The following is a 23,976-nucleotide window of genomic DNA, read 5'->3' as shown; positions in this document are numbered from 1 at the left end:
TTATTTATTAGTACTTCCGGGTTTAGTTACTGGAATCTCGGCAAGCCATTCAGGTACTTCATCAGGTTTAAACGCGATAACATCCATCTTCACAAGCGGCTTCAATGGTATGCCAAAATCAACTTTACCGCCTGAGCGGTCAACAAGACACCCAACCCCTATAATTTCAGCTTTAAATCTGCTTACTTCATCTATCACTTCCTTCACACTTCCTCCAGTTGAAATAATATCTTCTACTATTAATACACGGTCATCAGGCTTTACTTCGAATCCCCGGCGGAATTTCATTTTGCCTTCAACCCGTTCAGTAAATATAGCTTTAGTATCCAGATTTTTCCCTACTTCATGAGCAAGGATAATTCCGCCTGTCATCGGTCCCACAACGAGTGTAACGTTATCTTTTTCAAACTTCTGTGCCAATTCTTTGCAAAGCATTTCTGTGTATTTAGGATGTTCAAGCACTCTGAATTTTTCTATGTAATGTGGGGAGTGATTGCCCGATGTCAGTATAAAATGCCCGTCAAGCAGCGCACCTGAATCTTTAAATATATGTAAAATTTCCTGTTCTGTCATTCTTATTTATAAAATTACTTTATGTACATGTTTAAGCTCTTTTGAAAGAAATCTTTGACTTACTTCTTTAAATTTATGCGGGAAATCTGATACATAAAATACTGAATGATTCTTATCAGTCATTTTATGTTTATTGATAAGATTTTTCTTTTCAAGTATTCTTTTTACTTCACGTGCTGTCTCTCTGCCGGAATCTATAAGTTCAACTTTTTTGCCAACAGATCTTTGTATAACATCTTTAAGAAGCGGGTAGTGGGTACAGCCTAAAATGAGGGTATCGATGTTTTTTGATTTCAATGATCTGAGATATTCATCAGAAACCATTTGTGCTATCCTGTTCCTGTTCCAGCCATCTTCTGCAAGGTGAACGAACAGGGGACAGGGGTCCTGAAATACATTAACCCCCGGCTTAATTTTCTTTAATGCTTTTTTGTATGCATTAGATCTTACAGTGCCAAGTGTACCGATTACTCCAACCTTATTAAGCTTAGTATTTTCAATAGCAGCTTTCGCACCCGGGTCTATTACTCCAATCACCGGGATATGGAAATGTCTTTTAAGAGTGGGAAGTGATACTGATGACGCAGTATTACAAGCGACAACCAGCATTTTTATCTTTTTCTTCATTAAGAAGTAAGCAACCTGCAGTGAATAATGTACTATAGTCTCTTTGGATTTATTTCCATAAGGCACTCTGCCGGTATCACCGAAGTATATTATTTTTTCATCCGGAAGCAACCTGTTCAGCTCCTTAACAACAGTTAAACCGCCAACCCCGGAATCAAACACACCGATGGGTCTGGAAGCTTCATCATATTTTGCCGGTAGTTCTTTAATTTTATTTTTTGAACTCATTGCTGAGCGGATGTTTTATTTTTTCAAATGATTCTTTGTAGTTAAAATCGGTTTCCTGGAATGGGCAGGCATCTTCTTTTAAGACACGCTCATTATTCCCTTTTTTACTGTGGCATGCCAGACAGGTTGCTTCATCTCCTTTAATGCCGCCATTGCGTGTAAAAGCGCTTTCGTCCTTCATTATCTCAGCTGCGGAATATTCAGAGCCTGCCCCATGGCAGGCTTCGCATCCAACACCTTCAGAGATATTATAGAACTGGCCTTTGCCCGTTTCTTTCAATTTATATTCGGTACTATGGCATTTGAGGCATTTTTCTTCTTTGTCTGGTGACTGCAGACCGTTTTTTTCTGCGAATTCCCTGGCCTTTGTACTGAAAAGAACTGTATATGCGCCGGAATGTTCAGAGTTCTTCCATGGAGTCTGCTGGTCTCCGATATTTTTAAGCTGGTGGCATTCACCGCACATCTGAGAGCCGGTAATATATGCAGGCACCTGCTTTGGTTCCAGAGCATTTTTAAGAAACAGAAGCAGCGCTCCTATGAAAAGAAAAAATACAAGGTAAGAAATATATTTCATTTATTTATTATTATTAACCGTTACCTTGATATTTTAATATTCAGTGTATTGCTTAATTTCTTTTAATGAAGAGCCTGCAAGTAAATTGATCTTATTTTTGATCTCTGATCTTTTATCGTTAGTTATATAAACCGCTCTTGCCAGTTTGATGAAATCACCGTCGAATTTTTTTATAGCTTCCTTTTTCCTGATTTTATCTTCAGTAATCCACAGCTTTAAGTTAACATTATAAAGCTTCTTTGTGAGTAACTTAAACTGCCCGGTGTGAAGACTATATTTCTTAGCGAGTGCTGTTAGCTGAAGCAGCTCTTCTTTTACTGCGCTGAGCTTTGTTTTTTCTTTTATCCTGGAGCGTTTGATCTCAAGTATGGTGATTTTATCAATAAGCTCTCCCGGTGATACTGGTATTCTGATCTTCATTCTACCTGAGGTTCTTCTTAATGCTGCTTATTATCAAATTAAAATGATCAGGATTATTCACAAAATCAATATTGTCGGATTCAATTACCAGTACCTTGCCCAGCGAATAGCTGTTTATCCAGCGGCTATAGCTGCGGTTAAGCCTTTCGAGGTATTTTTTCTCAATGCTTTTTTCAAAATCCCTGCCGCGAAGCCTGATCTGCTTAAGCAGTGTTTTAACATCAGCCTTCAGGTATACAACCAGATCCGGCGCCTGAAGATAAGAGACCATTTCGTAAAACAAGGCGCGGTAATTTATGTAATCGCGCTTTTCCATTCTGCCCATAAGGTGAAGGTTGCGTGCGAATATCTCAACATCTTCATATATAGAGCGGTCCTGGATTACAGATCTTTTTGAGGCGATGATCTTTTTATGAGTATGAAAGCGGTGTGATAAAAAATACACCTGGAGCTGAAAGCTCCATCTGCGCATATCTTTGTAGAAATCAGGTAAGTAGGGGTTATCCTGAACAGATTCAAAGTAGGGGACCCAGCCGAATTCTTTGGCAATCATTCGTGTAAGTGATGACTTGCCCGAGCCTATATTGCCCGCAACAGAGATGAAGTACTTCTTTCCTGCTTTCAATTTATATAATGTGTAATATTCTGGAATGAAATTGATTAATCACCAAAAATAGCAATAAAATAAATATCATTCATTACATAAGAATGTGCATATAATATAAAAACCGTTAATTGTAATTAACGGTTTTATGTAATACCTGTATTGACCCGGAAATTATTCCGCGGATTCCTGTACCGGAGCTGGCTCAATTACCGGCTCTTCTTTTTTAACAGGAGCTACTATTTCAGGAGATATCCTTTCCTTGATCTTGGTAGCTGATTTACCCTTTAAGGCTCTGAGGTAATAGAGCTTGGCTCTTCTTACTTTGCCTTCTTTTAACTTTTCTATCTTTGCAATTGATGGTGAATGGATAGGGAATATTCTTTCAACGCCAACGCCGTTTGAGATTTTCCTGACACGGAATGTTCTGCCTATGCCTGAACCTTTGATGCCCATAACTATTCCCTGGTACTGCTGAATTCTTTCCTTATCGCCTTCAATAACTTTTACATGGATATTAACTGTATCGCCTGACTGGAACTGAGGAAAGTCATTTCTCATCTGCGGAGTAGTTACTAAATTTATTTTGTTCATTGTTATTCCTTAAATGATTTACTTATTATAATTTTTTTCTTTTTACTTTGCTGTATTTTTTCTTTCCCTGTTCGGCTCTCCATGCAGCTATTTCTTTGTGGTTGCCGTTCAGTAATACTTCAGGTACTTTCATCCCGTCAATTTCGGCGGGACGTGTGTAAACCGGCGCATCAAAACCGCTTTCGACCTGGAAGGAATCGGTTAAGGCTGATTCGCTGTCACCAAGGACACCGGGCAGAAGGCGGACTATAGCATCTATTACAACTATCGCCGCGGCTTCGCCGCCTGTTATTACATAATCACCGATTGATATCTCACTGGTGACATACTTATCTATAACTCTCTGGTCTATGCCTTTATAATGCCCGCATATAAAGAGTAGGTTATGTTTAAGTGAAAGCCTGTTGGCCTTTACTTGTGTGAACTTTGTGCCCTGGGGCGTTAAGTAGATGACTTCGTCATAGTCACGTTCAGCCATAAGCTTATCGAGGCATTTAAAGAGGGGTTCAGGCTTTAACACCATACCCGCTCCGCCGCCGAAAGGCTTATCATCAACGTGGCGGTACCTGTCATCGGCATAGTCACGAAGGTTATGCAGAACAATTTCTGCAAGGCCTTTATCCTGTGCCCGCTGCAGTATGCTTTCATTAAGCGGGGCTTCCAGGATCTTAACAACTGCAGATACTACATCAATTCTCATTAAAATTATATTTGCAGTTATTTTATAAATGCAGTTATCTTAAAACCGGAAGTAAAGAAATTATTCCTTGCCTTCCTCAATTTCAAGGTGACCGCTTTTATTGTTCTTTGCTGCAACCGCAGTGAATAATGTTCTCATAGATTTCGCGGTTTTGCCCTGTTTACCGATGACCTTGCCCAGGTCACCTTTTGAAACATGGAGCTTTAGTGTAACTTTGTTCTCATCAATGCTTTCTTCAACGCGTACGTTATCAGGATCATCAACAAGATTCTTGGCGATGTATTCAATAAATTCTTTCATAAGCATCCCCCCATTTGGGTCGTTAATTAGTAGAATATTATTTATAGTAAAACAATAATTCAAACCATTAGCGGGGACCGGTACGATCTTATTAAATTATCAAGCTGGATGAATTGGTTTGGACTTAATAATTATTTCTGATCTCGCTTATGCAGATAAATAATTATGCAGACTGTTCTTCAGCTGCAGGCTGCTCTGCTGCCGGTGTTGAGGCTGTTGTTTCAGCCGGTTTTTCTGCCGCTTTTTTCTTCTTTTCTTTTCTTCTTAATTTTTTATCATGCATTCTCTGAAGCTTTGATTCCTGCATTGATTCCCACTTTGAGAATTCCGCAGCTATCTTAGCTTCATCGGCTCCCTTTTTTGAAAGGTGGAGCTTAAGCATGAGGCCTTTATGTGATAAAAGATTTTTAACTGTTACAGTTGGCAGAGCGCCTGATTTAAGCCAATACATTGCTCTTTCTTCTGAAATATCCAGCTTCGCAGGGTGTACGTTTGGATCATACTGACCAACAGCTTCAATGAACCTGCCGTCTCTTCTTGATCTTGAATCTGCTGCTACGATTTTATAAATGGGAGCTTTTTTTCTTCCCATTCTTCTTAACCTGAGTTTAACCATTTTTTCCTTCTGATCCCGGGCTATGTAGAGCGAAATTTTTCAATCGCCATTGCCTTTTCGGGATATCCCTGAACGCAGTGAAGGGTCTCTTGCCTTCAACTACCAGGGTTTTTGTTTATTAATATTATTTTATAATCTCATCTATTTTTTTATCCTGAATCTGGTTCAGTATCTCGCTTCTGTACTTTACTTTGTCGTCTTGAGCGGAGTCGAAAGACGTTTGTAACTTTTATTCATTATCCTTCGACTACGCTCAGGATGACAGCTTTTTTCGTACAGGATTGAATTTTACTTCAAGCTGAAATTAGGCGGCAGACCCATGTTGCGGAGCACGTTATTCATGCCCCTGCCTTTTTTGAAGGTCTTTATCATCTTCTGCATATCATAGAACTGCTTGATAACACGGTTCACATCCTGTATTGATGTTCCGCTGCCTGTTGCTATTCTTTTCCTGCGCGCGCCATTTATAATATCAGGATTCGTTCTTTCCTTCAGCGTCATGGAATTTATCACGGCTTCAACCTGGCGAAGCGGCTTATCATCAATTTCCTTGCCCTTCATTATCCTGTCAACGCCGGGGATCATTCCCATTAAAGAGGAGAGTGAACCCATTTTTTTTATCTGCTGAAGCTGCTCGAGGAAGTCGCCGAAATCAAACTTATTGCCTTTGAACTTCTCTTCAAGCTTGGCTATTTTCTTCTCATCAAGCTCCTCAGGGAGCATTGTTGCGGCTTTTTCTACCAGTGACTGGATATCACCTTTGCCAAGTATCCTTGATGCCATCCTGTCCGGGTAGAAGGGCTCAACTGCATCGAGCTTTTCGCCCACACCCACAAACTTTACGGGCTTATCTACAACTGCCCTTATGGATAGGGCGGCACCGCCGCGTGAGTCACCATCTAATTTTGTTAAAATAACGCCGTCAAAGTTAAGCCTGTCGTGGAATTCCTTTGCCGTATTCACCGCATCCTGGCCTGTCATTGAATCCACAACGAAAAGTATTTCTGCGGGATTCAGCTTACTTTTGAGGGTCTCAACCTCGCGCATCATCTCTTCATCTATCGCTAAACGTCCTGCTGTATCAACAATCAGAGTATCCTTATAGTTCTGCTTGCAGAATTCAACAGCAGCCAGTGCGATCTTTACGGGATCTTTACTGTCATCGGAATAAACCGCGACATCAATCTGTTCGCCAAGCGTTTTAAGCTGGTCTATAGCAGCAGGGCGGTAAACGTCACATGCTGCAAGCGCGGGATTTTTGCCGCGTGCCTTTAAATATTTGGCCAGCTTGCCTGAAAAAGTGGTTTTACCTGAACCCTGAAGACCGACCATCATAATGACCGAGGGCACGTCATTGCTGAACTTAATATCGGTCTTTTTTTCACCCATTAAGCGGACAAGCTCTGCTGTAATAGTATCTATTACTATCTTGCCCGGGTTAATTGATCTTATTACATTTTTTTCAAGCGCTTTAGCTTTAACATCATCAACAAACTGTTTAACTACTTTATAGTTAACATCGGCATCAAGCATTATGCGACGAACTTCGCGCAAAAACTCATCAATTGTAGCCTCTGATACCTTACCCTTGCCTTTGATGAACTTAAAAACCTTATCGAACTTGGAACTTAGATCTTCAAACACTCTATTTCAAATATCAAATAATTAAACCGAATAACGGCTTTAAATTTTAACGGAAAAACTAAAAATTTCTTTTGTATTAAATAACCAAAAGATTTAAAAATAATCAAATAAAAGTAAATACAACTCCACAGAAAACCCCGAAAGGGGAAGTCTGCAGGTTAAATTTTTTACTTAACCTGCAAAATTAACGATTTTTTTAGTATTAATCAAGGTTTTATATGTCCCTAATTCCCACCATTGTCATTCTGAACTTGTTTCAGAATCTCGTTTTTTTAATTCCCGCAAATTTTGTCGGTATGTTACGGCAGGGGATTAAAGCAACCCCCGTCTTTAATCTAAATACCTCCCTCTACAAGTCTATCAACGTATATATGTCTCCCCCTTACCAAGGGGGAGTGTCCGGCAGTTGCCGGACGAGGGATTCAGAGGCAATACCCTATTGCCTTTGAAAGCAACCCCCGTCTTTAATCCACGAAGGAAACAGTTTTCGTGCAATTGTGGATTAATGAATACTCAGACTGATTCTCCCCCCTTTATTAAAGGGGGGAGTATATCTTGAATATTAAAGGCCATGACGATCGAGTAATTTTCTGTGGGTTTAGAAATTTCACAGATGGGGGTTCGGCTTTTGCTTTTCAAAGCAAACCCCCATAGTTTTTACAGGCGGACTTTTTGCAGAAAATAAATAATAAACTGCATTTTTCTCATTATGAATCGCACCAATTTTTTGTGATATTTTTTTTCGCGCTTCTGGAAGTGTTTTTGCCCAATACAGCTTATTTTGTGAAAGTGAAACTTTCTCATTATGAATATTTTCATCTTGAGAGAGTTTCAAAATGAATTTTTCATCTTGAGAAAATGCGTGAATCAGAATTTTTTTAAGGATTTTCATTTTTTATTATTTTTTCATTTTGAAAATGTTTTTCTTTGTCGTTTTTTGTTTCAGCAGGTTTAGTTACCCCCTCCAGCTCCCCCTATCAGGGGGAGAGAAACATCATTCATTGAGAACCCCGACGTTGACAAGTTACCCTCTCTCTACGAGTCAACGACTCGATCAACGATTCTTCGAATCTTTGATTCGTAGAAAGAGTCGTAGACCAGCTCCCCCTATCAGGGGGAGAGAAACATCACTCATTGAGAACCCCGACGTTGACAGGTTACCCCCTCTCTACGAGTCAACGACTCGATCAACGATTCTTCGAATCTTTGATTCGTAGAAAGAGTCGTAGACCAGCTCCTCCTATCAGGGGGAGAGAAACATCACTCATTGAAAACACCAACATCGGGCTGTGAATCGTTTGATGATAAAATATCTTCTGTAGCCGAGCCCTTTTAGGGCTCGTTAGTGATTGAAGCATTTATTGCAAACGAACCCTGAAAGGGTTCGACTACGTTTGTTTATCTCGACTACTTGTCTTTCACCTCGCCGGGGGGATTATCGCTGCTATCGGGTGATACATTATCCGCGGCGGGGGCGGGAGTGTATGCCGGGACCGGTTTGTTACGCGAGCGGTCAAGGAACGGGTGCGATGCAATTATCTGTGCTACTTTTTCACGGGTAACGCTGGGTGAAAACACACCTACAACATGCATAAGCTCTTCGAATGTGTAATACCCGCCCGGCGGGGCAGCGGAATCGCGGACCTGCGTTAACACACGGGTTGTTGAGGCAAGCTGCCTGAGCTCTAAGGGTGTAATATACCCCCGCTGCTTCGCGATATTAAGCTGGTTCAATAGCAGCACATCAATTGAGTGGTTTACTGCTTCCTGTTTTGACTTACCGCCTGATTCAGATGAAGCAGCAACAAGAGCCAGCGCTTCTTTAATAACGGAGTTCTTCACATAATGCACATCGCCGTTAGGGAATGAAAGCTTCTGGATGATTTCAGGATCAGTGGTATCGATGCCGCAAAGCAGGCAGAAGAACTTTGACGCATTGCCTTTGTATGCCGGGACCTTCTGGTCCTTTGGCGTGATGCCGCTTTTGCCATCAGCCCTTATGAAGCTTACTTTTGATATCTTCATGCCGTCTATCATTTTGGGGTCATATATATGATGAATAATTTTTGGTTTGGGGTTATTTACCAGGTGCGCTTCGAGGCTTATCTTTTGTTTTACCTTGGCAAGGCGCGTGTAAGTATATTCAAACTTCTTTACCCGTGACATTACCTTCATTATCTGCTCATTGGATTTGCGTTCAACTATAAGCCTTGCAACACGGTCAAGCTCATCTCTTGTGATCTTGGACATATTGGGTTTGTGTGGACGCAGTTGGTAATTGCCGGGCTCAGGCTTTTTAAGCTCGCGGTAAAGGGTTGCCTTGCTTATATTATGCTTAGCCGGAAGCTCATTATACAGCTTTAAATATTCTTTGCGTGAAGATTTGGCGAGTCCCCGAAGTTTTGTAATATCATCGTGAAGCTCCTGGTTGAATTTTTTCATAAGTGTGTTTTTGGGTTTTAGGTTACATGTTACAGGTTGCATCCCGCCAAGGCGGGACCGGCAAAAAACGCCGGAGTTACATGTTACAGGCTGCACGTTTCACGTAATTATGCTTACTGCATACTCTGACAAATATAATATATGCTAAATGCATTGTCAAGAGTGAAAGCCGGGCAGGGGAAATATACGTTTTTTGGCTGAAAAATGGAACACGGATGACGCTGAATTAGCGGATTGGCACTGATGGGAATGCTGGGATGGGTAGAGATGGCGTTTAGAATGTTGGTTTGTTGTTGGTGATAACACCTGAAACGAGGGGAATAGTTAACATGGAGTTTTTCAATTGAAATAAACAGCGGGTGGTTGAATGATATGATACGGATGTATAATAATCTAACAATGAAATGAGGATCAGCTTGTTGACTTGCAATACTTAAATAAAATCAGCTATTTTAAGATAATGAATACAGATTGGAATATAACTTGGGGACTATATGAGTACTCTTACATGATACTTCAGGACCTACATAGGAGTATTTATTCATTAGAAGTTTTATATGAAAATATCGAAAGTTACATAGAGAAATATTTGGAAAAAGATTTAGAGAAAAAAGTAAATGAAGAAGTTGACGGAACTGATGAAGATCAAAGAGCTATAATTCAAGCCATTTTTGGCTCAAGTTCTGTAACAATAGACGCTAGGGATATATTTAGTCAGTATATGATAGTGGCAACCTATAGCTTTTACGAAAAATATACAAAAAGTATATTTTATTTGTTAAGGAAATTAAAGTATAAAAAATTATCAAAGAAGAAGATTGATGATTGTTTTAAGGATGGAAAATTTGCTGAGTTCCTATTTACTGAATTTAATATTGTTTATAAGGATCTGACTGATTATAAACGAGTCGAATTGTTAAGATTATTAAATAATGATATTAAGCATACTGGTAAAATTACGAGTAAAAAATTGAAAATATTTAATGATAAATGGAGGAAAAATACTTTAATCCAAGGTAACATATACAACTGCTTTAAATATATTAAAGATGCTCCGTTTAATCTGTTAGAGGATATTACTAACCAACTAGTAAAAGCTAAATCTAAATAAGATATATTATTTTTTTAGTTTAGCCCTAATTCCATCAATAGTGCCTTTTGGTATTCCTAGTATACCAGAAATATCAGCATTTGAAAAGCCCTTGGCTGCTAAAACTTTTATTTGTTCATCTCTTTCTTTACCTTGAGTAAGTAAAATTGCGATTATTATATCCAATTTTTCTACTATTTGATTTTTCTCTTGTGTTGTCATTTCTTCTTTTTAGTTTTTTTCTTATTTCTATAAAGTGCCATTTCCACTGCCTTTTTCGTTGTATTTAAAATGTCCGCTGTCTCTGATTGCGTATAACCCGCGGAAGTTAGCTGGGTAATACTTTTTATAGGTTCTTGATCTTTGGTTATTAACAAAGCAAGAAGTTTGTTCATTTTTTTTATTTCATTTAAAAGGTCAGTCATTGTTCTTATTTTTTTAATTTACCACTTTTTTTTAGTTCTGCTATTTTGTTATCAATTGTTCTTGTTGATACCCCTAGAAAAGTAGATATGTCGGGTATTGAATACTCTAATAATCGTAACATCCTTACTTGTTCCTCAAGTGGTTTGTCTTGAATTGCAATAATGGCGATTAATTTGTCAATTTTGTTGCAAAGAATTTCTATATTCATGCTATCTCCATTTTTAGTTTGCTAATTTTATAAGTTTAAATCTGAAAGTTCTACAATTTTTTTGAATCTTCCTGTGTACTCTTCACTGGGTTCCACCAAACCTATGGCATACCATCTTTTCCAATAGTTATATACTGTCATGTGACTAGCTTTTACACCTTCTTGTTGAAGTTTCTTTGATATATCATTTGTGCTAAGTTTACCATCAGTAAGCTCAAAGATTCGTTTTTGTTCTTTTGAGCAGATAGTATTTTTAATAGTATCTTTTAATCCTGGCAACGATAGAAATCTCAGCCATTTTGTTTGTTCTTTTAATTCTCTTAAAATTTCAGTGTTCATTATTCGCCTAACTTTTCTTTTGTATACGTTAATTGTTTTGTCCAGTCTCGAAAATGTATTTTGATACGTTCAAAATCTTCTTTAGAAATTGGATTGTTATGCTCAACAATACGTCTTGTCTTATTGATAACATCAATCATATTTTCAATAAAAGATTTTTTTTCTTTTAAGTATTTTTCTAGATCATTATAATATTGATGAATTATCTTATACAAATCGATAACATCAGTGTAATATATTTCATGCGCGCCTCTTTTTGAATGATATCTATTTTCATTTTCCTGTTGTTTTCTGTCTGTAACCTTCTTGCTCAAACTATTTAGATGTTTACCATTAATCTTAGTATCCCACCAATTAACTCCATATATCTTACTCATTACTAAGTTAATGAAATTCCTTATTGAATTTTCAAAAATATAGAGTAGGATAAATGCATTTGCCATATTCTTAGCATCACTTACTATGTTTGTTGGTAAAATTGGGTCGTTAATTGATTTTATTATATTGTCAATGTTAACATTTAGAGTCAATGATGAACTTTTATTAATAGTTCTTTTTTTAGATCTTGACGGATTAGTTGTGTTTGCTGTATTGCTTTCTCTTTCTTTCTTCGCGAATATTTTTTCTATAATATCATGTGGATAATATTTGCTTATTGAAAGATTATGTTCAAGCGCAATATATCCAATGCCTGCACCCTTTGGCAAACCTCTTTTTTCCAAATAAATTGCTTTATCATATAATTGTTTTTTCGATAACCCCGTTTTAGGTTCCAACTTTTTATAAAGTACATCAGTATTTGAATAGTCGGTTGTTTTACTTTTATACATTTATACCCAGTTCTTTAAGCGATATTATTTTATTGTATCTATTATCCTGTCCTTTTGTTAGGATGCCATATGAATACCATAAATTCCACCAATTTGATATTGTACCACCGGCAACCCCCGTTTTTTTTGATATAGTAGCCTGACTATTCTTGCCATCAGTCATTTCATAAACAAGTTTTTTTTTACTTTCATCAAGTAATTTTGGGATAAGTTCTCTTATTATAGCTATGCCCTGTAATTTTTGCCATTTAAGAATTTCATTTAAAATTGCATTGGTTTCCATATTCATTTCTGAATTAATTAGATTATTTGTGTATAACTCATTTATTTTTTTTCTTTAAAGCGTTAATTGTTACACTTACATGATTAGGGGTTTTACCTAATACATCCGCTATTTCCCTGGGCTGTAGTCCCACTGAAGAGAGGAGTGACACTTGTTCCATAAAATTTTTGTCTTGAATGACGCCTGCTGCTGTTAACTTTATAAGTATATTCAGTCTTTCGATTACACTTGAGTTAGAATTGTCCATTATATACCTTTTTATTATTTATAGATATTTGAATATATTTTCATTACCAAGAATATTTACGAAGCAAGTTTCCGCTCTGGTCCGGTTTGGCTTAGTCTATTGTTAAGTACTTTACTTGCTTTATAATTTGCCACTTACCGTTAATTGATTCAAGTGCTTTATTAACTTCTTTTATACTGAATCAGTGTAAAAGTAATATAAACATTAATTAATAGCAAGTCATAAACTTAGTATATTGCTTGTTACATTTAAGAATAAACTTTGTGAGATTGCATCAACGGAGTATGACTCATAGTGTATGAAGCCAAACCAGTGCGGAGTGGAATGCTTACTCGATAATATTCTTGGCAATGAAAATATTTTGTGTTCCTTTGTATTCTATACTATAAATGTTCCTAAGTTAATACTCTGCATGTGGCTAGTTCCATCCTGCATAAAAGTATAAGGAAAACTCCGTTTTTTCGTGTCAGGTACATACCTGACTCCACAAATCTCTGTTTTCTCAATGTTCTCAGTGGTTAGTACTTTTGCTTTTGATACGAACAAGGGGTTGCAACCCCTTGTTCATAAAATAGGGTTTAAAGGCTGGTGGTGGTTTTTTTCATCCAGCCGTTGTTGGTGCCTGCCTTGTTTCTAAGGTATTCACCAACGATTAAGATATTGTGAGGTTGGTGAGATCAAAGGCAGAAAATGTTTATACCACCCTATCACACCTTCGGTGTGATTTCCCCTCCTCAAAAACTGCACGGGCAGTCAGGGAGGAGGGGAGCTGTCTTAATATCATTTTATAGAACTTGCAGCTATATGAATATTTGCTTTTGGTTGGGGAGATTTATTTCCTTACTCCTTTTAGCACTATTGAGCGGTCTTTGGTGTAATCGTAAGATAAGGCGTATGCCAGCTTTTCTGATGCGTAAAATACAGTGAAGTTCTGGAAATCTTCGTTCTCAATGAACTCCTTGCTCCATTTAACGCCGTTGTAATTGAAGAGGTAATCATTATGATCAATAAGGCTGAAGCCGCTGATGAAGATATTTGAGGGTGATGAGCCGGCGAAGCCTGCATCGATAAAGAAAAAATGCTCGCCTTTGGCAAAAATGGTAAAGGCTGTGCCGTTGAAAAATCTTAATTCATCATCCAGCGTGCAGTATATCTGCCTGCCTATATTTCCCGTGAAAAATGTACCGCCATACCCGCCTGCGAATTCTTCCGAGTAAACGGTCTGCCAGTTAGTGCCGTTGTATTTATGCAGCTCGGCTTTTGTGTTTGTAACCATCGGGCTTCCTTCATAGATCTTGCTTGAAAAATATACATTGCCGAATTCATCTTCCATAAACGGGTCAATATACCAGTAGCTGGTATCAAAGCTGAATCGCGTGAAATTGCTGCCATCAAATTTGTAAACTTTACCGTTTATTGATGAAAGCCAGTGCTCATTATGTGCGCGTGAATAAACGGAATGGAAATACGGCGACTTATCTGATGTATCGGCTAGCGTGAAATGTTCAAACCCGGCGCCGTTCCATTTCTTAAGCGCAGCTATGGACTGGGAGTATCCGGTCACATCGGAACCCCCGATGTAAATGTTGTTCTCATCGATCCCTGAGATACTGTATCCCCCGAAGAGATACGGCATGTAATGCCTGATGTAAGCAGTGCCGTTATACTCATATAATGCCGAAATGGTGAGAAAGAACATTTTGTTAGTATCGATAAATACGCCGTCATAAAAAAACTGACCGGCAATTGTATCGCTTTCCCATAGGTATCTTGCGCTGTCATATCCCGAGTGATCGGTAATTACGATATCTTCCTGGCATGCGGTAAAAACCGCGGCGGTTAAAAAGATAAAAAAAATGTTCAGTGCAGTTTTGCAGTGAACATTTGATAAAAGTTTATTATTGAAATTGAGAGTAAAGTAAAATCCGGGCATATCAATAAAGTTTATTTCAGTATAAGATATACAAATATAAATGAATATTTCTGAAATTATGGTGGTAAAGTGGGGGGCAGGTTTTTCGCTTATATATCTCCCCCTTACCAAGGGGGAGTGTCCGGCAGCTGCCGGACGAGGGGGTCGATAACAAACCCTTTTGCGGATTTTGCTTTTTAAAGCAAACCCCCGTCTTTAATCCACGAAGGAAACAGTTTTCGTGCAATTGTGGATTAATGAAAACTCATACTAATTCTCCCCCCTTTATAAAAGGGGGGAGTATATCTTGAATATTAAAGACCATGACGATCGAGTAATTTTCTGTGGGTCCGGATTTTCACAGATGGGGGTTCGGTTTTGCTTTTTAAAGTTAACCCCCGTTGTATATCTAAATACCTCCCTCTACGAGTCTATCAACTCGATCAACGATTCTTCGAATCTTTGATTCGTAGAAAGAGTTGTAGACCTAAATCCCCTCCTTGGTCCTGCTTTCAGTTGGACTTCGATAACACTTCGTGTTATCTTGAAAGGAGGGGACTGTTAAAAGAGCGAAATGTCTCCACCTTAGCAAGGGGGAGTGTCCGGCAGTTGCCGGACGAGGGGGTCTATAGCAAACACTTTTGCGGCTTTGCGTCCCTTCGTGCGAAGCTTTTGATTTTGATAGGCGACTTAAAAGTGAAACGTTTTCCCTTGCATGTCGGGGTATATGAGATTGTCGTCTGGATACCCGCCTTCGCCCCAACGGGGTAAACCAGGTATGACAAAAAAAAAGCCGCCCGATATCGAGCGGCTTTGTGTATATTCGTTTCACTTTTGACATTTCACGTTTGACGTTCTCACTTTTTCCCGTCGTTCTGTTTGGTTGGGGGTGATTCGGTTTTCCCGTTATTGTCATTATCCCGTTTTGGCGGCGGATCCTTGCGGGGCTGTTCCTGCTTTGGAGGATCGTACTGCTTGGGCGGATCCTTTTTAGGCTGTTCCTGTTTAGGCGGGTCATACTGTTTAGTCGGCGGGGGAGTGTATTGTTTATTCCCGTCGTTGTTCTTGTTCCCGTTATTGCCGTTCCAGGTATCCTTATTCTTGCTGCCGTTGTTATCTTTTGAACCGTTATCCTTGGTGCCGTTATTACCGTCAGTCTTTTTTGTGCCGGTGTTATTATCTTTGCCTGAGTTATCGTCGGTCTTTTTCCAGGTATCAGTGTTATTGCCTGTGTTGTTGTTCCCGCCGTCGTTTTTCTTCACACCGGTTTTATCATTTACTCCGTCATTGCCTTTGGTGCCTGTGGTATTTTTCCATGTGTCGTCATCTTTTTTCTTTACATCATCATCAACCTTGCTGCCGTAATATTTATCGGTGTTGTTATACATATTCACATCGTTAACAGGCTGCTTTTTACCGGTTACATCTTCAATTGATTTAACGCCCGGACCGTTAGTGTTAACGCCGGTCTTTGTGATATGCGGATTGGCATCAACCGTGCCTGTTTTAACTATCTCAGTAATTCCCTTTGGATCAATTACAGGAACCCTTGGCGGAATGGGGTCTGCGAACTTGCGCTTTTCAACATAGGTCCAGCATCTTACCTTGTAGCGCATGTTATGGCATCTGTAGCCGTATCCGTGATGCCATCTGACCCATGGTGAAATGGGATACCAGCCGCAGTAGCCGTCGTTATACATCCACACGACCCATGCCGGCGCCCATACAAAGCCGGGCGACCATACCCAGCCGTAATAATCAGACCACCACCACCTGCCGTAATGGCATGTGCGCCATCCCCAGTCATAATACGATACCCACATCCAGCCGCAGTTAGTGTAGCGCCAGTAGCCGTTTGTATAGGGCGACCATCCCGGCTCAACATTATACGGGCGCCAGATATACTGGGTGTTGATCTCAGGATCAAAGCCGCCGGACTGGTCTGCGACCGCGCCGGGATCGATATCTTCCTTGTTGACCTTGATCCATTCGCCATCGGTGCCAAGCTCTTCCTTGACGCTTTCGATGGTGAAGGTGCTGTCATTCTGGAAAACGACTGAGTCAGCATAATAACCCGCGGATAATTTTGATGTGAACCCAAGCATCATAATTAATGATACTGCGTACATCAGCATTACCCTTGATGTAATTTTCAGCGATTTCATTTTTTAGCTCCTTATTATTTGGTTTTGAATTATTGTCATTTATTATTTATCCCCAAAATACAATAAAGCAAAAACCGTTTTTGTAAGATATGCAGCAAGTGAATGTAACTTTTGCCGCAGGACTAAAATAATAGAAAATTAATATGTTTGGGGTAACAATTTGTAAAAATATGTAACAGGGTAGAGGGTTGCAGGTTGCAGGATGCAAGTTGCATGTTACAGGTTGCAGGTTGTGGGATACAAGTTGCAGGATTGTAGCCCGAATCGCTGATTCGGGTATGCTCGAAACGGCGTTTCGAGTTGCAAGATGACCCCACCCTTCCCTCCCTTAGAAACAAGGCCTGCGGCCCGAAGGGGAGGGTTGCGTATATTTAATGTCATCCTGAATGAGTGAAACGAGTGGAGGATCCAGAGAGTGCGTTTGGATAGAATGAGATCGAAACGGCGTTTAGAGCTGCAAAGCGACCCCACCCTGCCCCTCCCCGAAGGGGAGGGTTGCGTATATTTAATGTCATCCTGAATGAGTGAAACGAGTGGAGGATCCAGAGAGTGCGTTTGGATAGAATGAGATCGAAACGGCGTTTAGAGCTACAGGATTTGAGTTTGGATAGGATGAAATTGAAACAGTGTTTCGAGCTGCATAGGATAGCATAAAAAAGGCAGCCGTTGGCTGCCTTTGATGTTTCAATTAATGTTATAGCTTAATTCATCGGATGAACTGCAGTCATCCGATGAATGATTTACAATTCTTTTATAACTGATTCAATTACATCGAGTCCTTCATCAATCTGCGCTTTTGTGATAATGAGTGACGGGCGGAAGCGAATGCTTCTTTCGCCGCAGCCGAGGAGTATCACGTTCTTTTCGAAAATTTTCGAAACAGCTTTGCCTCTAAGCTCGCCATTTGGCAGGTCAATAGCTGCAAAGAGTCCTTTGCCCCTTGCATTTGAAAGCATTGCAGGGTATTTCTGCTGCAGGTCGGTAAGCTTATCAAGCAGGTAAGCGCCAACATTTGCAGCGTTTTCAACAAGGTTATCATCCTTTATTATTTCGAGGTATCTTTTGAACCTTATCATATCAACAATGTTGCCGCCCCAGGTGGAGTTTATCCTGCTTGAGGTGTGGAAGACGTTCTCAGGCACTTCATCAACTCTATCTGTAGCAAGTATGCCGCATACCTGTGTTTTCTTTCCGAAGGAAATAATATCAGGCTGCACGTAGTGCTGGTGAGCCCACCATTTACCTGTCATACCAACGCCGGTCTGCACTTCGTCAAGTATCAAAAGAATTTCATTTTCATCGCAGATATTTCTGAGCTGTTTGAAGAACTCAACCCTGAAATGATTATCACCGCCTTCGCCCTGAATGGGTTCAAGGATTATGCATGCGATATCATCTTTATTTTCAGCGATAGCTTTATGTATTTCAGCGATAGCCTGGTTTTCAAGCTTAATTACTTCATCCAGGTTATTTTCATTCAGAGGGAACGTTACTTTGGGGTTTGTAATTCTCGGCCAGTCGAACTTAGGATACAAAGCGACCTTTACGGGATCAGTATTTGTAAGCGACATTGTGTAACCGGTACGCCCGTGAAAAGCCTGCTTAAAGTGAATTACCTTGTGTCCTTTTTCTTCTGTGTAACCCTTTTTAAAGTTCTTGCGCACCTTCCAGTCAAACGCAGTTTTAAGGGCGTTCTCAACTGCAAGTCCGCCGCCTTCTATGAAGAATGCGTATTTAAAGTAAGAGGGGATAGCTGTTTCGAAAAATGTCTTTACAAAATCAGCGAATTCAGCGTAATAAATATCGCTGTTGGAAGGCTTGTTGAGCGCAATTTTTCCGATATGCTCTATGAATGCCTGGTTGTTCATTTTGGGGTGGTTCATACCCACAGGGTTTGAAGCTACAAATGAAAAAAGATCAAGATACGGTCGGTTATTGCGCGCCTCATATATATACACTCCCTGTGATTTCTCCAGGTCCATTACTATATCAAGTCCGTCAACGTTAATGTAATTTTTTAATGTATTCATTACATGGTCAGGGTGAATTGCATTTACGGCTTCAGGTCTTGTCATCATTGTTTTTGTTATTACGTTATCCATTACCTTGCGTCTCCTTTCATTTTTTGAAACTCAGGCTCATATTTTTATTGAGCCATGTTTATTTTGTTGTGTGATGCGAAAAATTATGTTTTGATGCTAGAAAATCATGGTACTATCTGTGAGATCCTTCGCTTCGCTCAGGATTGAAAGTTATTTACCTTTTACGTATTCTTCGGCTATCTGCACAGCGTTTGTGGCAGCGCCTTTTCTTACGTTATCTGCAACTATCCAAAGGTTAATGCCGTTCTTCACAGATTCATCCTTCCTTATTCTGCCCACAAACACATCGTCTTTTTCAGCGGAGTGAATTGGCATCGGATATAAATTCTGTGACGGGTTATCGGTTACTGTAACACCTTTGGCTTTGCTTAATACTTCTTTAACATCTTCAGGTGATACTTTTTTATCAAACTCTATGTTAACTGATTCACCGTGTCCTGTGAGTGTTGGTATCCTTACACATGTAGCGGTGATAGCAAGATCTTTTTTGCCCATTATCTTTCGTGATTCATTGATCATTTTTAGCTCTTCGCGGGTGTAGTTATCATCAAAAAATACATCGATGTGCGGGATAGCGTTATGTGCGATCCTGTGGGGGAAGGGTGAGTTTTCATACTGTTCAATATTGCGGAGCTCTGTTTCAAGAGCTGTGATGCCTTTATTGCCAGCTCCGGAAACACTCTGGTATGTTGAAACCACAACGCGCTTTATCTTAAATTCATTATCAAGCGGTTTTAAAACCGCAACAAGCTGAATTGTTGAGCAGTTCGGGTTTGCTATGATGCCTTTATTTTTGAACATATCCTGTCTGTTCACTTCGGGGACAACAAGCGGAACATCTTCCTGCATGCGGAATGCTGAGCTGTTATCGATAACTATCGCACCATCGGCGGCAGCTTTTGGTGCCCATTCACGCGATACTGACGCGCCTGCTGAGAAGAAAGCGAATTCGAGATTCTTGAATATATGCGGTTCAAGCTTATTGAGCCTGTAAGTTTTACCTTTTATGTTTAGCTCTTTGCCTTCATTTGAATCTGATGCGATGGCAACAACTTTGCCAACTTCAAATTTCCTTTCCTGGATAATTTCCAGTATCTTGCGGCCTACAAGTCCGCTTGCGCCTACAACTGCAATATCGTGTAATCTCATTATTCTGTAATCTCTCCGATAATATAATTTTTAATTTTTTGTTTCTTAAGCTGCTCTGTTACCGCTTTGGAGTTTTTTCTGCTGACAATAAATATCAATCCGATACCCATATTAAAAACCTTACGCATTTCATTATCGCTTATCCTGCCGGTCCGCTGTATCAAACCGAATATCGGGTTCGGTTTCCACGCGTTCCAGTTTATGTTTATTTTAAGGTGTTTGGGAACCACTCTTTTGGTATTCCCTAGAATTCCGCCGCCTGTGATATGGCTTATGGAGTTAACTTTGAATTTTTTTGTGACAAGCTGAATTTCTTTTAAGTATGACCTGTGAACCTTCAAAAGCTCTTTAGCCAGTGAGCCTTTAAGCTCAGGTATATATTCAGTTAAACTGTATTTCTTAAGTAAAACATTCCTTGCAAGTGAGTAACCGTTGGTGTGAAGTCCGCTGCTTGGCAAGCCAATCAATACATCGCCGGCTTTTACATTCTTCTTATCAATTATCCTGCCGCGTTCAACTGCACCAATGATAGTGCCTGCAACATCGTAATCATCTTTGGCATATAGTCCGGGCATTTCGGCGGTTTCACCGCCAATAAGGGCTGCGCCGTTATTTTTGCATCCGCGTACAAGTCCTTTTACAATATCAACCGCAACTTTTGAGCGCAGCCTGCCGAAAGCCATATAATCCAGAAAGAACAGGGGAACTGCGCCGCAAACGGCAATATCATTTACGCAATGGTTTACAAGATCTTCACCGATGGTATCGTGTTTTTTGGCTAAAACTGCTACTTTCAGCTTAGTGCCAACGCCATCTGTGCTGGCTACAAAAACGGGATTTTTAAAGGTTTTTGGAATATTAAAAAATGCACCAAAATTGCCGATCCCGCTTAAAACTCCGTTACCAAATGTACCTTTTACCAAAGGCTTAATTCTCTCAACGAATTTATCGCCTTCAGAAATACTGACACCGGCTGCTGAATAAGTAGATCTCATTTCCAAATATACCCAAAACGGGTATTATTTACAATTCCCAAAAATGCCCATAACAGCCTGTTTTAGCCACTTTTGCGGTTTAAAGTGTTTAAAGTGAATATACAAAAGTAGTATTTTTAGGTATTTTTAAATCATTTGAATAAAATAACGGTTTACAGTGAGGGATATATTAAGATATCACGGTATTTTTGAGGAACATTAAACTAACAAAAAGACGTGAGAGCAGGCGAAAACAAGATAGTATTCACAAAAGAAGAAGCAGAAGCGGGGAGAGAAAAAATTAAGCAATTTAAGATCAACATCTCAAAAGTGATAACTGATGAGGCGTGGAAACATTTTCCTGAGCTTTCGAAGCTTGAGCTTGAAAAGTTCGTGCTTTTCCAGGAAATAGTAAACAACGTTTCGGATGATCTTACTTTTAAGATAAACAATCTTTCAGGTAAAACCAACCGGAAAACAGCTTAATTTTTTCCTGAGTTCTTCTTGGGTTAATCCGTTTTTAAACGGGGATAGGGTTTCTATCCCCGTTTTTCTTTTATAAAAGCATTTTTTGGGAATAATTAAAACTTCTTTAAAAATTTTTCCCCGATATTTGTTTCTCATTTTTAAAAAAATAATGTAATTTTGTAAAACAATTCAGGAGGAAATCTTTAAAATGAAAATGAACTGGGGTATATGGATCGGATTAGGCGGAGCAGCTATCGGGTTGATAGTTGGCTTAGCTGCGGTGATTGCCGCTAAGGCATGGATTCCGTTGATAATAATGATCGTTGTTGTTGGCATTATGGCAGTCATTTTCTGGAAAACTTTATTCGGACCAATGGTTTTAAGCCAAAGGCTCGCTAAATCAGGTTTTGCCACAACTGCTAAAGTTATGGAAGTATCCGATACAGGCGTTACAGTTAATAACGCTCCCCAGGTTAAGCTGCTTCTTGAGGTCACACCGCCTAACGGCGCAACATATTTAGTTGAGACCAAGCAGCTCATTTCAAGGCTGCAGACCTCCATGTATCAGCCGGGAAATATGATACCCGTGCTAATTGACCTGAACGATAAAGATGATATAGTTATTAATTACGAAGGAGTCGGCGGCGCATCGGGACAGAATACTTCTTTTGCACCGACTACTACTGTACCTTCAGGACCATGGGCTGGAATGCCTCAGGAACAGGCAGAGCTGAAGCTGGTTGAAAACGACAACAGGAACAAAGAACTGCTGAAATATGGGGTATCAAGCAAGGCAATTGTAACTAAATATACATGGCTTGGGATACATGTGAACGGTAATAATCCCGCAGTTGAGCTTGAAGTGCAGGTATTGCCTGCAGACAGGCCTGCTTTTGGAGGCAAAGCAATAGGAATTATAATGGAGCAGTCTGTTTCAAAATTCCAGGCCGGTGAGGAAATATTCGTAAAGTATGACCCGGCAGACCAGACGAAAATCACTATAGAACACTCCTAAAGTAAAATAGCTTAACTTATATATATTAAATATAGATAGAATGCAGCATTTCTACTTGTTTCACGGTAGTTCGTGAACTAAGCAGATGTGTTGCAAATTACATACCACATATATACTGATTATAAACCCTTCCGTTAGTGTATTCCAATTACTTAAGCTTAATTTTGTGTTACTTCAAAACAAGGGGGTAACATGAAACGGGGCTTGGTTATCAGTTTAATTTTTTTACTTTTCATACCCGGTTTATTTTCACAGGTTAAGTTAAAAACCAAACCTGAGCGCCGGGTACCGAAGGTTTCAATTGCTTTAAACGGGGGATTCGGATATGTATTAAGCTCTGCCAACGGGGAAGGCAGGGATTTCAGCAGCAGCTATAATACACCATCGGGGAATGTTTTTACCGGTAAAAATCTGGGTATGCAGCAGGGTTACGGAATAGGTGTAACGGCAAAGTTTGTGGTCACTAAAAATAAAAAGCTTTCTGTAACCGGAACTACGGGCTATAATTTGTTTTATAACTCCGAAGACAGGGGATTGAACCGAACGAGGTGGAATATTATAAATCTTGGAGCCGGTGTTGAATACAACTTTACCCCCAAACAGAAGGAAAGCCTTTTTATTGGGGCTGACCTGAACTACAATCTGATGTTCGGGGCATGGCAGTCAAATATCACTTATCCGGATGGATACCAGTCTAACATTTACACAAATTTTAAGCCTGCAAGCAGGCTGGGCATGAGCGTTACTACCGGTATGCAGTTCAAGCTTAACCGCAGGGCTGATTTTTTTGTAGCCTTAAAAGGCGTATGGGTGAATTTAATCCCAAAGCAGAACTATTATACTACTGAATCGTACTCAACTTATATAAATGATTCAGGCAGCAGCAACGGTATTGAGCTAAACGGAAGAAAAGAGATAATATATCTGCAGATAGTTGCAGGTGTAAATCTGCCATTGAGGTATTAGGTTTAAAAAGGGGAATGGAGTAATTATACTTTTGCATTCAATTTTTATCAGGGGGGAATGCAGATAAAAATAGAGCGGGTAAATTTAACCCGCTTTTTTATTTAAGATTGTTTCTTTAAAGTTGTCCTGAAGTATTTGTCTATTTATGAGATTGCTTCGTCGCTTCGCTCCTCGCAAAATATCTTTTGTTACCGTCCCTTTTATATTTTTGATTGTTTCTCTAAAATTGTCCTGAAGTATTTGCCTATTTATGAGATTGCTTCGTCGCTTCGCTCCTCGCAAAATAACTTTTGTTACCTCCCCCTTTTATATTTTTGATTGTTTACCTAAAGTTGTCCTGGAGAATTTGTCTATTTATGAGATTGCTTCGTCGCTTCGCTCCTCGCAAAATAACTTTTGTTACCTCCCCCTTTTATATTTTTGATTGTTTACCTAAAGTTGTCCTGGAGAATTTGTCTATTTATGAGATTGCTTCGT

General features: G+C 39.5%; 28 protein-coding genes. 4 read left to right on the top strand and 24 right to left on the bottom strand.

What is annotated here, in order from left to right; translation table 11 throughout:
• The 12 genes from J0M37_12395 to J0M37_12340 all read right to left on the bottom strand — a co-directional run bounded on the left by J0M37_12395 (position 1) and on the right by J0M37_12340 (position 9,325).
• Complete coding sequence (locus J0M37_12395; protein MBN8585885.1) at positions 1-573, bottom strand: orotate phosphoribosyltransferase; 573 nt, start codon at positions 571-573, stop codon at positions 1-3.
• Between the two features lie 6 nt (positions 574-579).
• Entirely contained in the window at positions 580-1,428 is an 849-nt protein-coding gene (locus J0M37_12390; GenBank protein MBN8585884.1) for a glutamate racemase, read from the bottom strand.
• The gene (locus J0M37_12385; GenBank protein MBN8585883.1) at positions 1,412-2,005 is read right to left on the bottom strand and encodes a hypothetical protein; all 594 of its coding nucleotides are present in this window, start codon (positions 2,003-2,005) and stop codon (positions 1,412-1,414) included. Before J0M37_12385 ends, J0M37_12390 begins: the two co-directional genes overlap by 17 nt.
• A 33-nt stretch (positions 2,006-2,038) precedes the next feature.
• Positions 2,039-2,425, bottom strand: coding sequence for a hypothetical protein (locus J0M37_12380; GenBank protein MBN8585882.1), 387 nt, complete (start codon positions 2,423-2,425; stop codon positions 2,039-2,041).
• A gap of 1 nt (position 2,426) precedes the next feature.
• Positions 2,427-3,050, bottom strand: a complete 624-nt coding sequence (locus J0M37_12375) for a deoxynucleoside kinase (GenBank protein ID MBN8585881.1) — start codon at positions 3,048-3,050, stop codon at positions 2,427-2,429.
• Positions 3,051-3,203: 153 nt separating this feature from the next.
• Positions 3,204-3,623 carry a 50S ribosomal protein L19 gene (gene rplS / locus J0M37_12370; protein ID MBN8585880.1) on the bottom strand — a complete coding sequence of 140 codons (420 nt, stop codon included), beginning with the start codon at positions 3,621-3,623 and terminating at the stop codon, positions 3,204-3,206.
• A gap of 25 nt (positions 3,624-3,648) precedes the next feature.
• A complete protein-coding gene (gene trmD, locus J0M37_12365; GenBank protein ID MBN8585879.1) occupies positions 3,649-4,323 on the bottom strand; it encodes a tRNA (guanosine(37)-N1)-methyltransferase TrmD in 675 nt (224 codons plus the stop codon).
• A gap of 60 nt (positions 4,324-4,383) precedes the next feature.
• Positions 4,384-4,623, bottom strand: coding sequence for a KH domain-containing protein (locus J0M37_12360; protein MBN8585878.1), 240 nt, complete (start codon positions 4,621-4,623; stop codon positions 4,384-4,386).
• Between the two features lie 163 nt (positions 4,624-4,786).
• Complete coding sequence (gene rpsP / locus J0M37_12355) at positions 4,787-5,239, bottom strand: 30S ribosomal protein S16 (GenBank protein MBN8585877.1); 453 nt, start codon at positions 5,237-5,239, stop codon at positions 4,787-4,789.
• A 288-nt stretch (positions 5,240-5,527) separates the two neighbouring features.
• Positions 5,528-6,883 carry a signal recognition particle protein gene (gene ffh / locus J0M37_12350; GenBank protein MBN8585876.1) on the bottom strand — a complete coding sequence of 452 codons (1,356 nt, stop codon included), beginning with the start codon at positions 6,881-6,883 and terminating at the stop codon, positions 5,528-5,530.
• Between the two features lie 607 nt (positions 6,884-7,490).
• Positions 7,491-7,775, bottom strand: coding sequence for a hypothetical protein (locus J0M37_12345; protein MBN8585875.1), 285 nt, complete (start codon positions 7,773-7,775; stop codon positions 7,491-7,493).
• A gap of 515 nt (positions 7,776-8,290) precedes the next feature.
• The gene (locus J0M37_12340) at positions 8,291-9,325 is read right to left on the bottom strand and encodes a hypothetical protein (protein ID MBN8585874.1); all 1,035 of its coding nucleotides are present in this window, start codon (positions 9,323-9,325) and stop codon (positions 8,291-8,293) included.
• 460 nt (positions 9,326-9,785) lie between these two features.
• Here J0M37_12340 and J0M37_12335 point away from each other — a divergent pair, with 460 nt between their 5' ends.
• Entirely contained in the window at positions 9,786-10,436 is a 651-nt protein-coding gene (locus J0M37_12335; GenBank protein ID MBN8585873.1) for a hypothetical protein, read from the top strand.
• Between the two features lie 6 nt (positions 10,437-10,442).
• On the opposite strand, the gene J0M37_12330 is transcribed toward J0M37_12335, so the two are convergent.
• The 12 genes from J0M37_12330 to J0M37_12275 all read right to left on the bottom strand — a co-directional run bounded on the left by J0M37_12330 (position 10,443) and on the right by J0M37_12275 (position 21,071).
• Positions 10,443-10,637 carry a hypothetical protein gene (locus tag J0M37_12330; protein ID MBN8585872.1) on the bottom strand — a complete coding sequence of 65 codons (195 nt, stop codon included), beginning with the start codon at positions 10,635-10,637 and terminating at the stop codon, positions 10,443-10,445.
• Positions 10,634-10,840 carry a hypothetical protein gene (locus J0M37_12325; protein ID MBN8585871.1) on the bottom strand — a complete coding sequence of 69 codons (207 nt, stop codon included), beginning with the start codon at positions 10,838-10,840 and terminating at the stop codon, positions 10,634-10,636. Before J0M37_12325 ends, J0M37_12330 begins: the two co-directional genes overlap by 4 nt.
• A gap of 5 nt (positions 10,841-10,845) precedes the next feature.
• The gene (locus J0M37_12320; protein MBN8585870.1) at positions 10,846-11,049 is read right to left on the bottom strand and encodes an HTH domain-containing protein; all 204 of its coding nucleotides are present in this window, start codon (positions 11,047-11,049) and stop codon (positions 10,846-10,848) included.
• A 27-nt stretch (positions 11,050-11,076) separates the two neighbouring features.
• Positions 11,077-11,388, bottom strand: a complete 312-nt coding sequence (locus J0M37_12315; protein ID MBN8585869.1) for a hypothetical protein — start codon at positions 11,386-11,388, stop codon at positions 11,077-11,079.
• Positions 11,388-12,218, bottom strand: a complete 831-nt coding sequence (locus J0M37_12310) for a hypothetical protein (protein ID MBN8585868.1) — start codon at positions 12,216-12,218, stop codon at positions 11,388-11,390. The genes J0M37_12315 and J0M37_12310 overlap by 1 nt, the downstream gene beginning before the upstream one ends.
• Complete coding sequence (locus tag J0M37_12305) at positions 12,211-12,501, bottom strand: hypothetical protein (protein ID MBN8585867.1); 291 nt, start codon at positions 12,499-12,501, stop codon at positions 12,211-12,213. The genes J0M37_12310 and J0M37_12305 overlap by 8 nt, the downstream gene beginning before the upstream one ends.
• A gap of 37 nt (positions 12,502-12,538) precedes the next feature.
• Positions 12,539-12,748 carry a hypothetical protein gene (locus tag J0M37_12300; GenBank protein ID MBN8585866.1) on the bottom strand — a complete coding sequence of 70 codons (210 nt, stop codon included), beginning with the start codon at positions 12,746-12,748 and terminating at the stop codon, positions 12,539-12,541.
• Between the two features lie 832 nt (positions 12,749-13,580).
• The gene (locus tag J0M37_12295; GenBank protein ID MBN8585865.1) at positions 13,581-14,681 is read right to left on the bottom strand and encodes a hypothetical protein; all 1,101 of its coding nucleotides are present in this window, start codon (positions 14,679-14,681) and stop codon (positions 13,581-13,583) included.
• An 836-nt stretch (positions 14,682-15,517) separates the two neighbouring features.
• On the bottom strand, positions 15,518-16,825 hold the full coding sequence (locus J0M37_12290; GenBank protein MBN8585864.1) for a hypothetical protein: 1,308 nt from the start codon (positions 16,823-16,825) through the stop codon (positions 15,518-15,520).
• A gap of 740 nt (positions 16,826-17,565) precedes the next feature.
• Complete coding sequence (locus J0M37_12285) at positions 17,566-18,927, bottom strand: L-lysine 6-transaminase (GenBank protein MBN8585863.1); 1,362 nt, start codon at positions 18,925-18,927, stop codon at positions 17,566-17,568.
• Positions 18,928-19,077: 150 nt separating this feature from the next.
• Positions 19,078-20,076 (bottom strand): aspartate-semialdehyde dehydrogenase, encoded by a 999-nt coding sequence (gene asd / locus J0M37_12280; GenBank protein MBN8585862.1) that lies wholly within the window; start codon positions 20,074-20,076, stop codon positions 19,078-19,080.
• Positions 20,076-21,071, bottom strand: coding sequence for a phosphoribosylformylglycinamidine cyclo-ligase (locus tag J0M37_12275; protein ID MBN8585861.1), 996 nt, complete (start codon positions 21,069-21,071; stop codon positions 20,076-20,078). Before J0M37_12275 ends, asd begins: the two co-directional genes overlap by 1 nt.
• Before the next feature lie 216 nt (positions 21,072-21,287).
• Here J0M37_12275 and J0M37_12270 point away from each other — a divergent pair, with 216 nt between their 5' ends.
• The 3 genes from J0M37_12270 to J0M37_12260 all read left to right on the top strand — a co-directional run bounded on the left by J0M37_12270 (position 21,288) and on the right by J0M37_12260 (position 23,499).
• Complete coding sequence (locus tag J0M37_12270; protein ID MBN8585860.1) at positions 21,288-21,536, top strand: hypothetical protein; 249 nt, start codon at positions 21,288-21,290, stop codon at positions 21,534-21,536.
• A 190-nt stretch (positions 21,537-21,726) separates the two neighbouring features.
• Entirely contained in the window at positions 21,727-22,533 is an 807-nt protein-coding gene (locus tag J0M37_12265; GenBank protein MBN8585859.1) for a hypothetical protein, read from the top strand.
• Between the two features lie 192 nt (positions 22,534-22,725).
• The gene (locus tag J0M37_12260; protein MBN8585858.1) at positions 22,726-23,499 is read left to right on the top strand and encodes a hypothetical protein; all 774 of its coding nucleotides are present in this window, start codon (positions 22,726-22,728) and stop codon (positions 23,497-23,499) included.
• Positions 23,500-23,976: the final 477 nt, after the last annotated feature.

This window comes from Ignavibacteria bacterium (assembly GCA_017303675.1).
In the GTDB taxonomy this organism is placed as follows: Bacteria; Bacteroidota; Ignavibacteria; order Tepidaquicellales; family OLB5; genus OLB5.
This window is presented reverse-complemented; position numbering and strand designations above follow the sequence as displayed.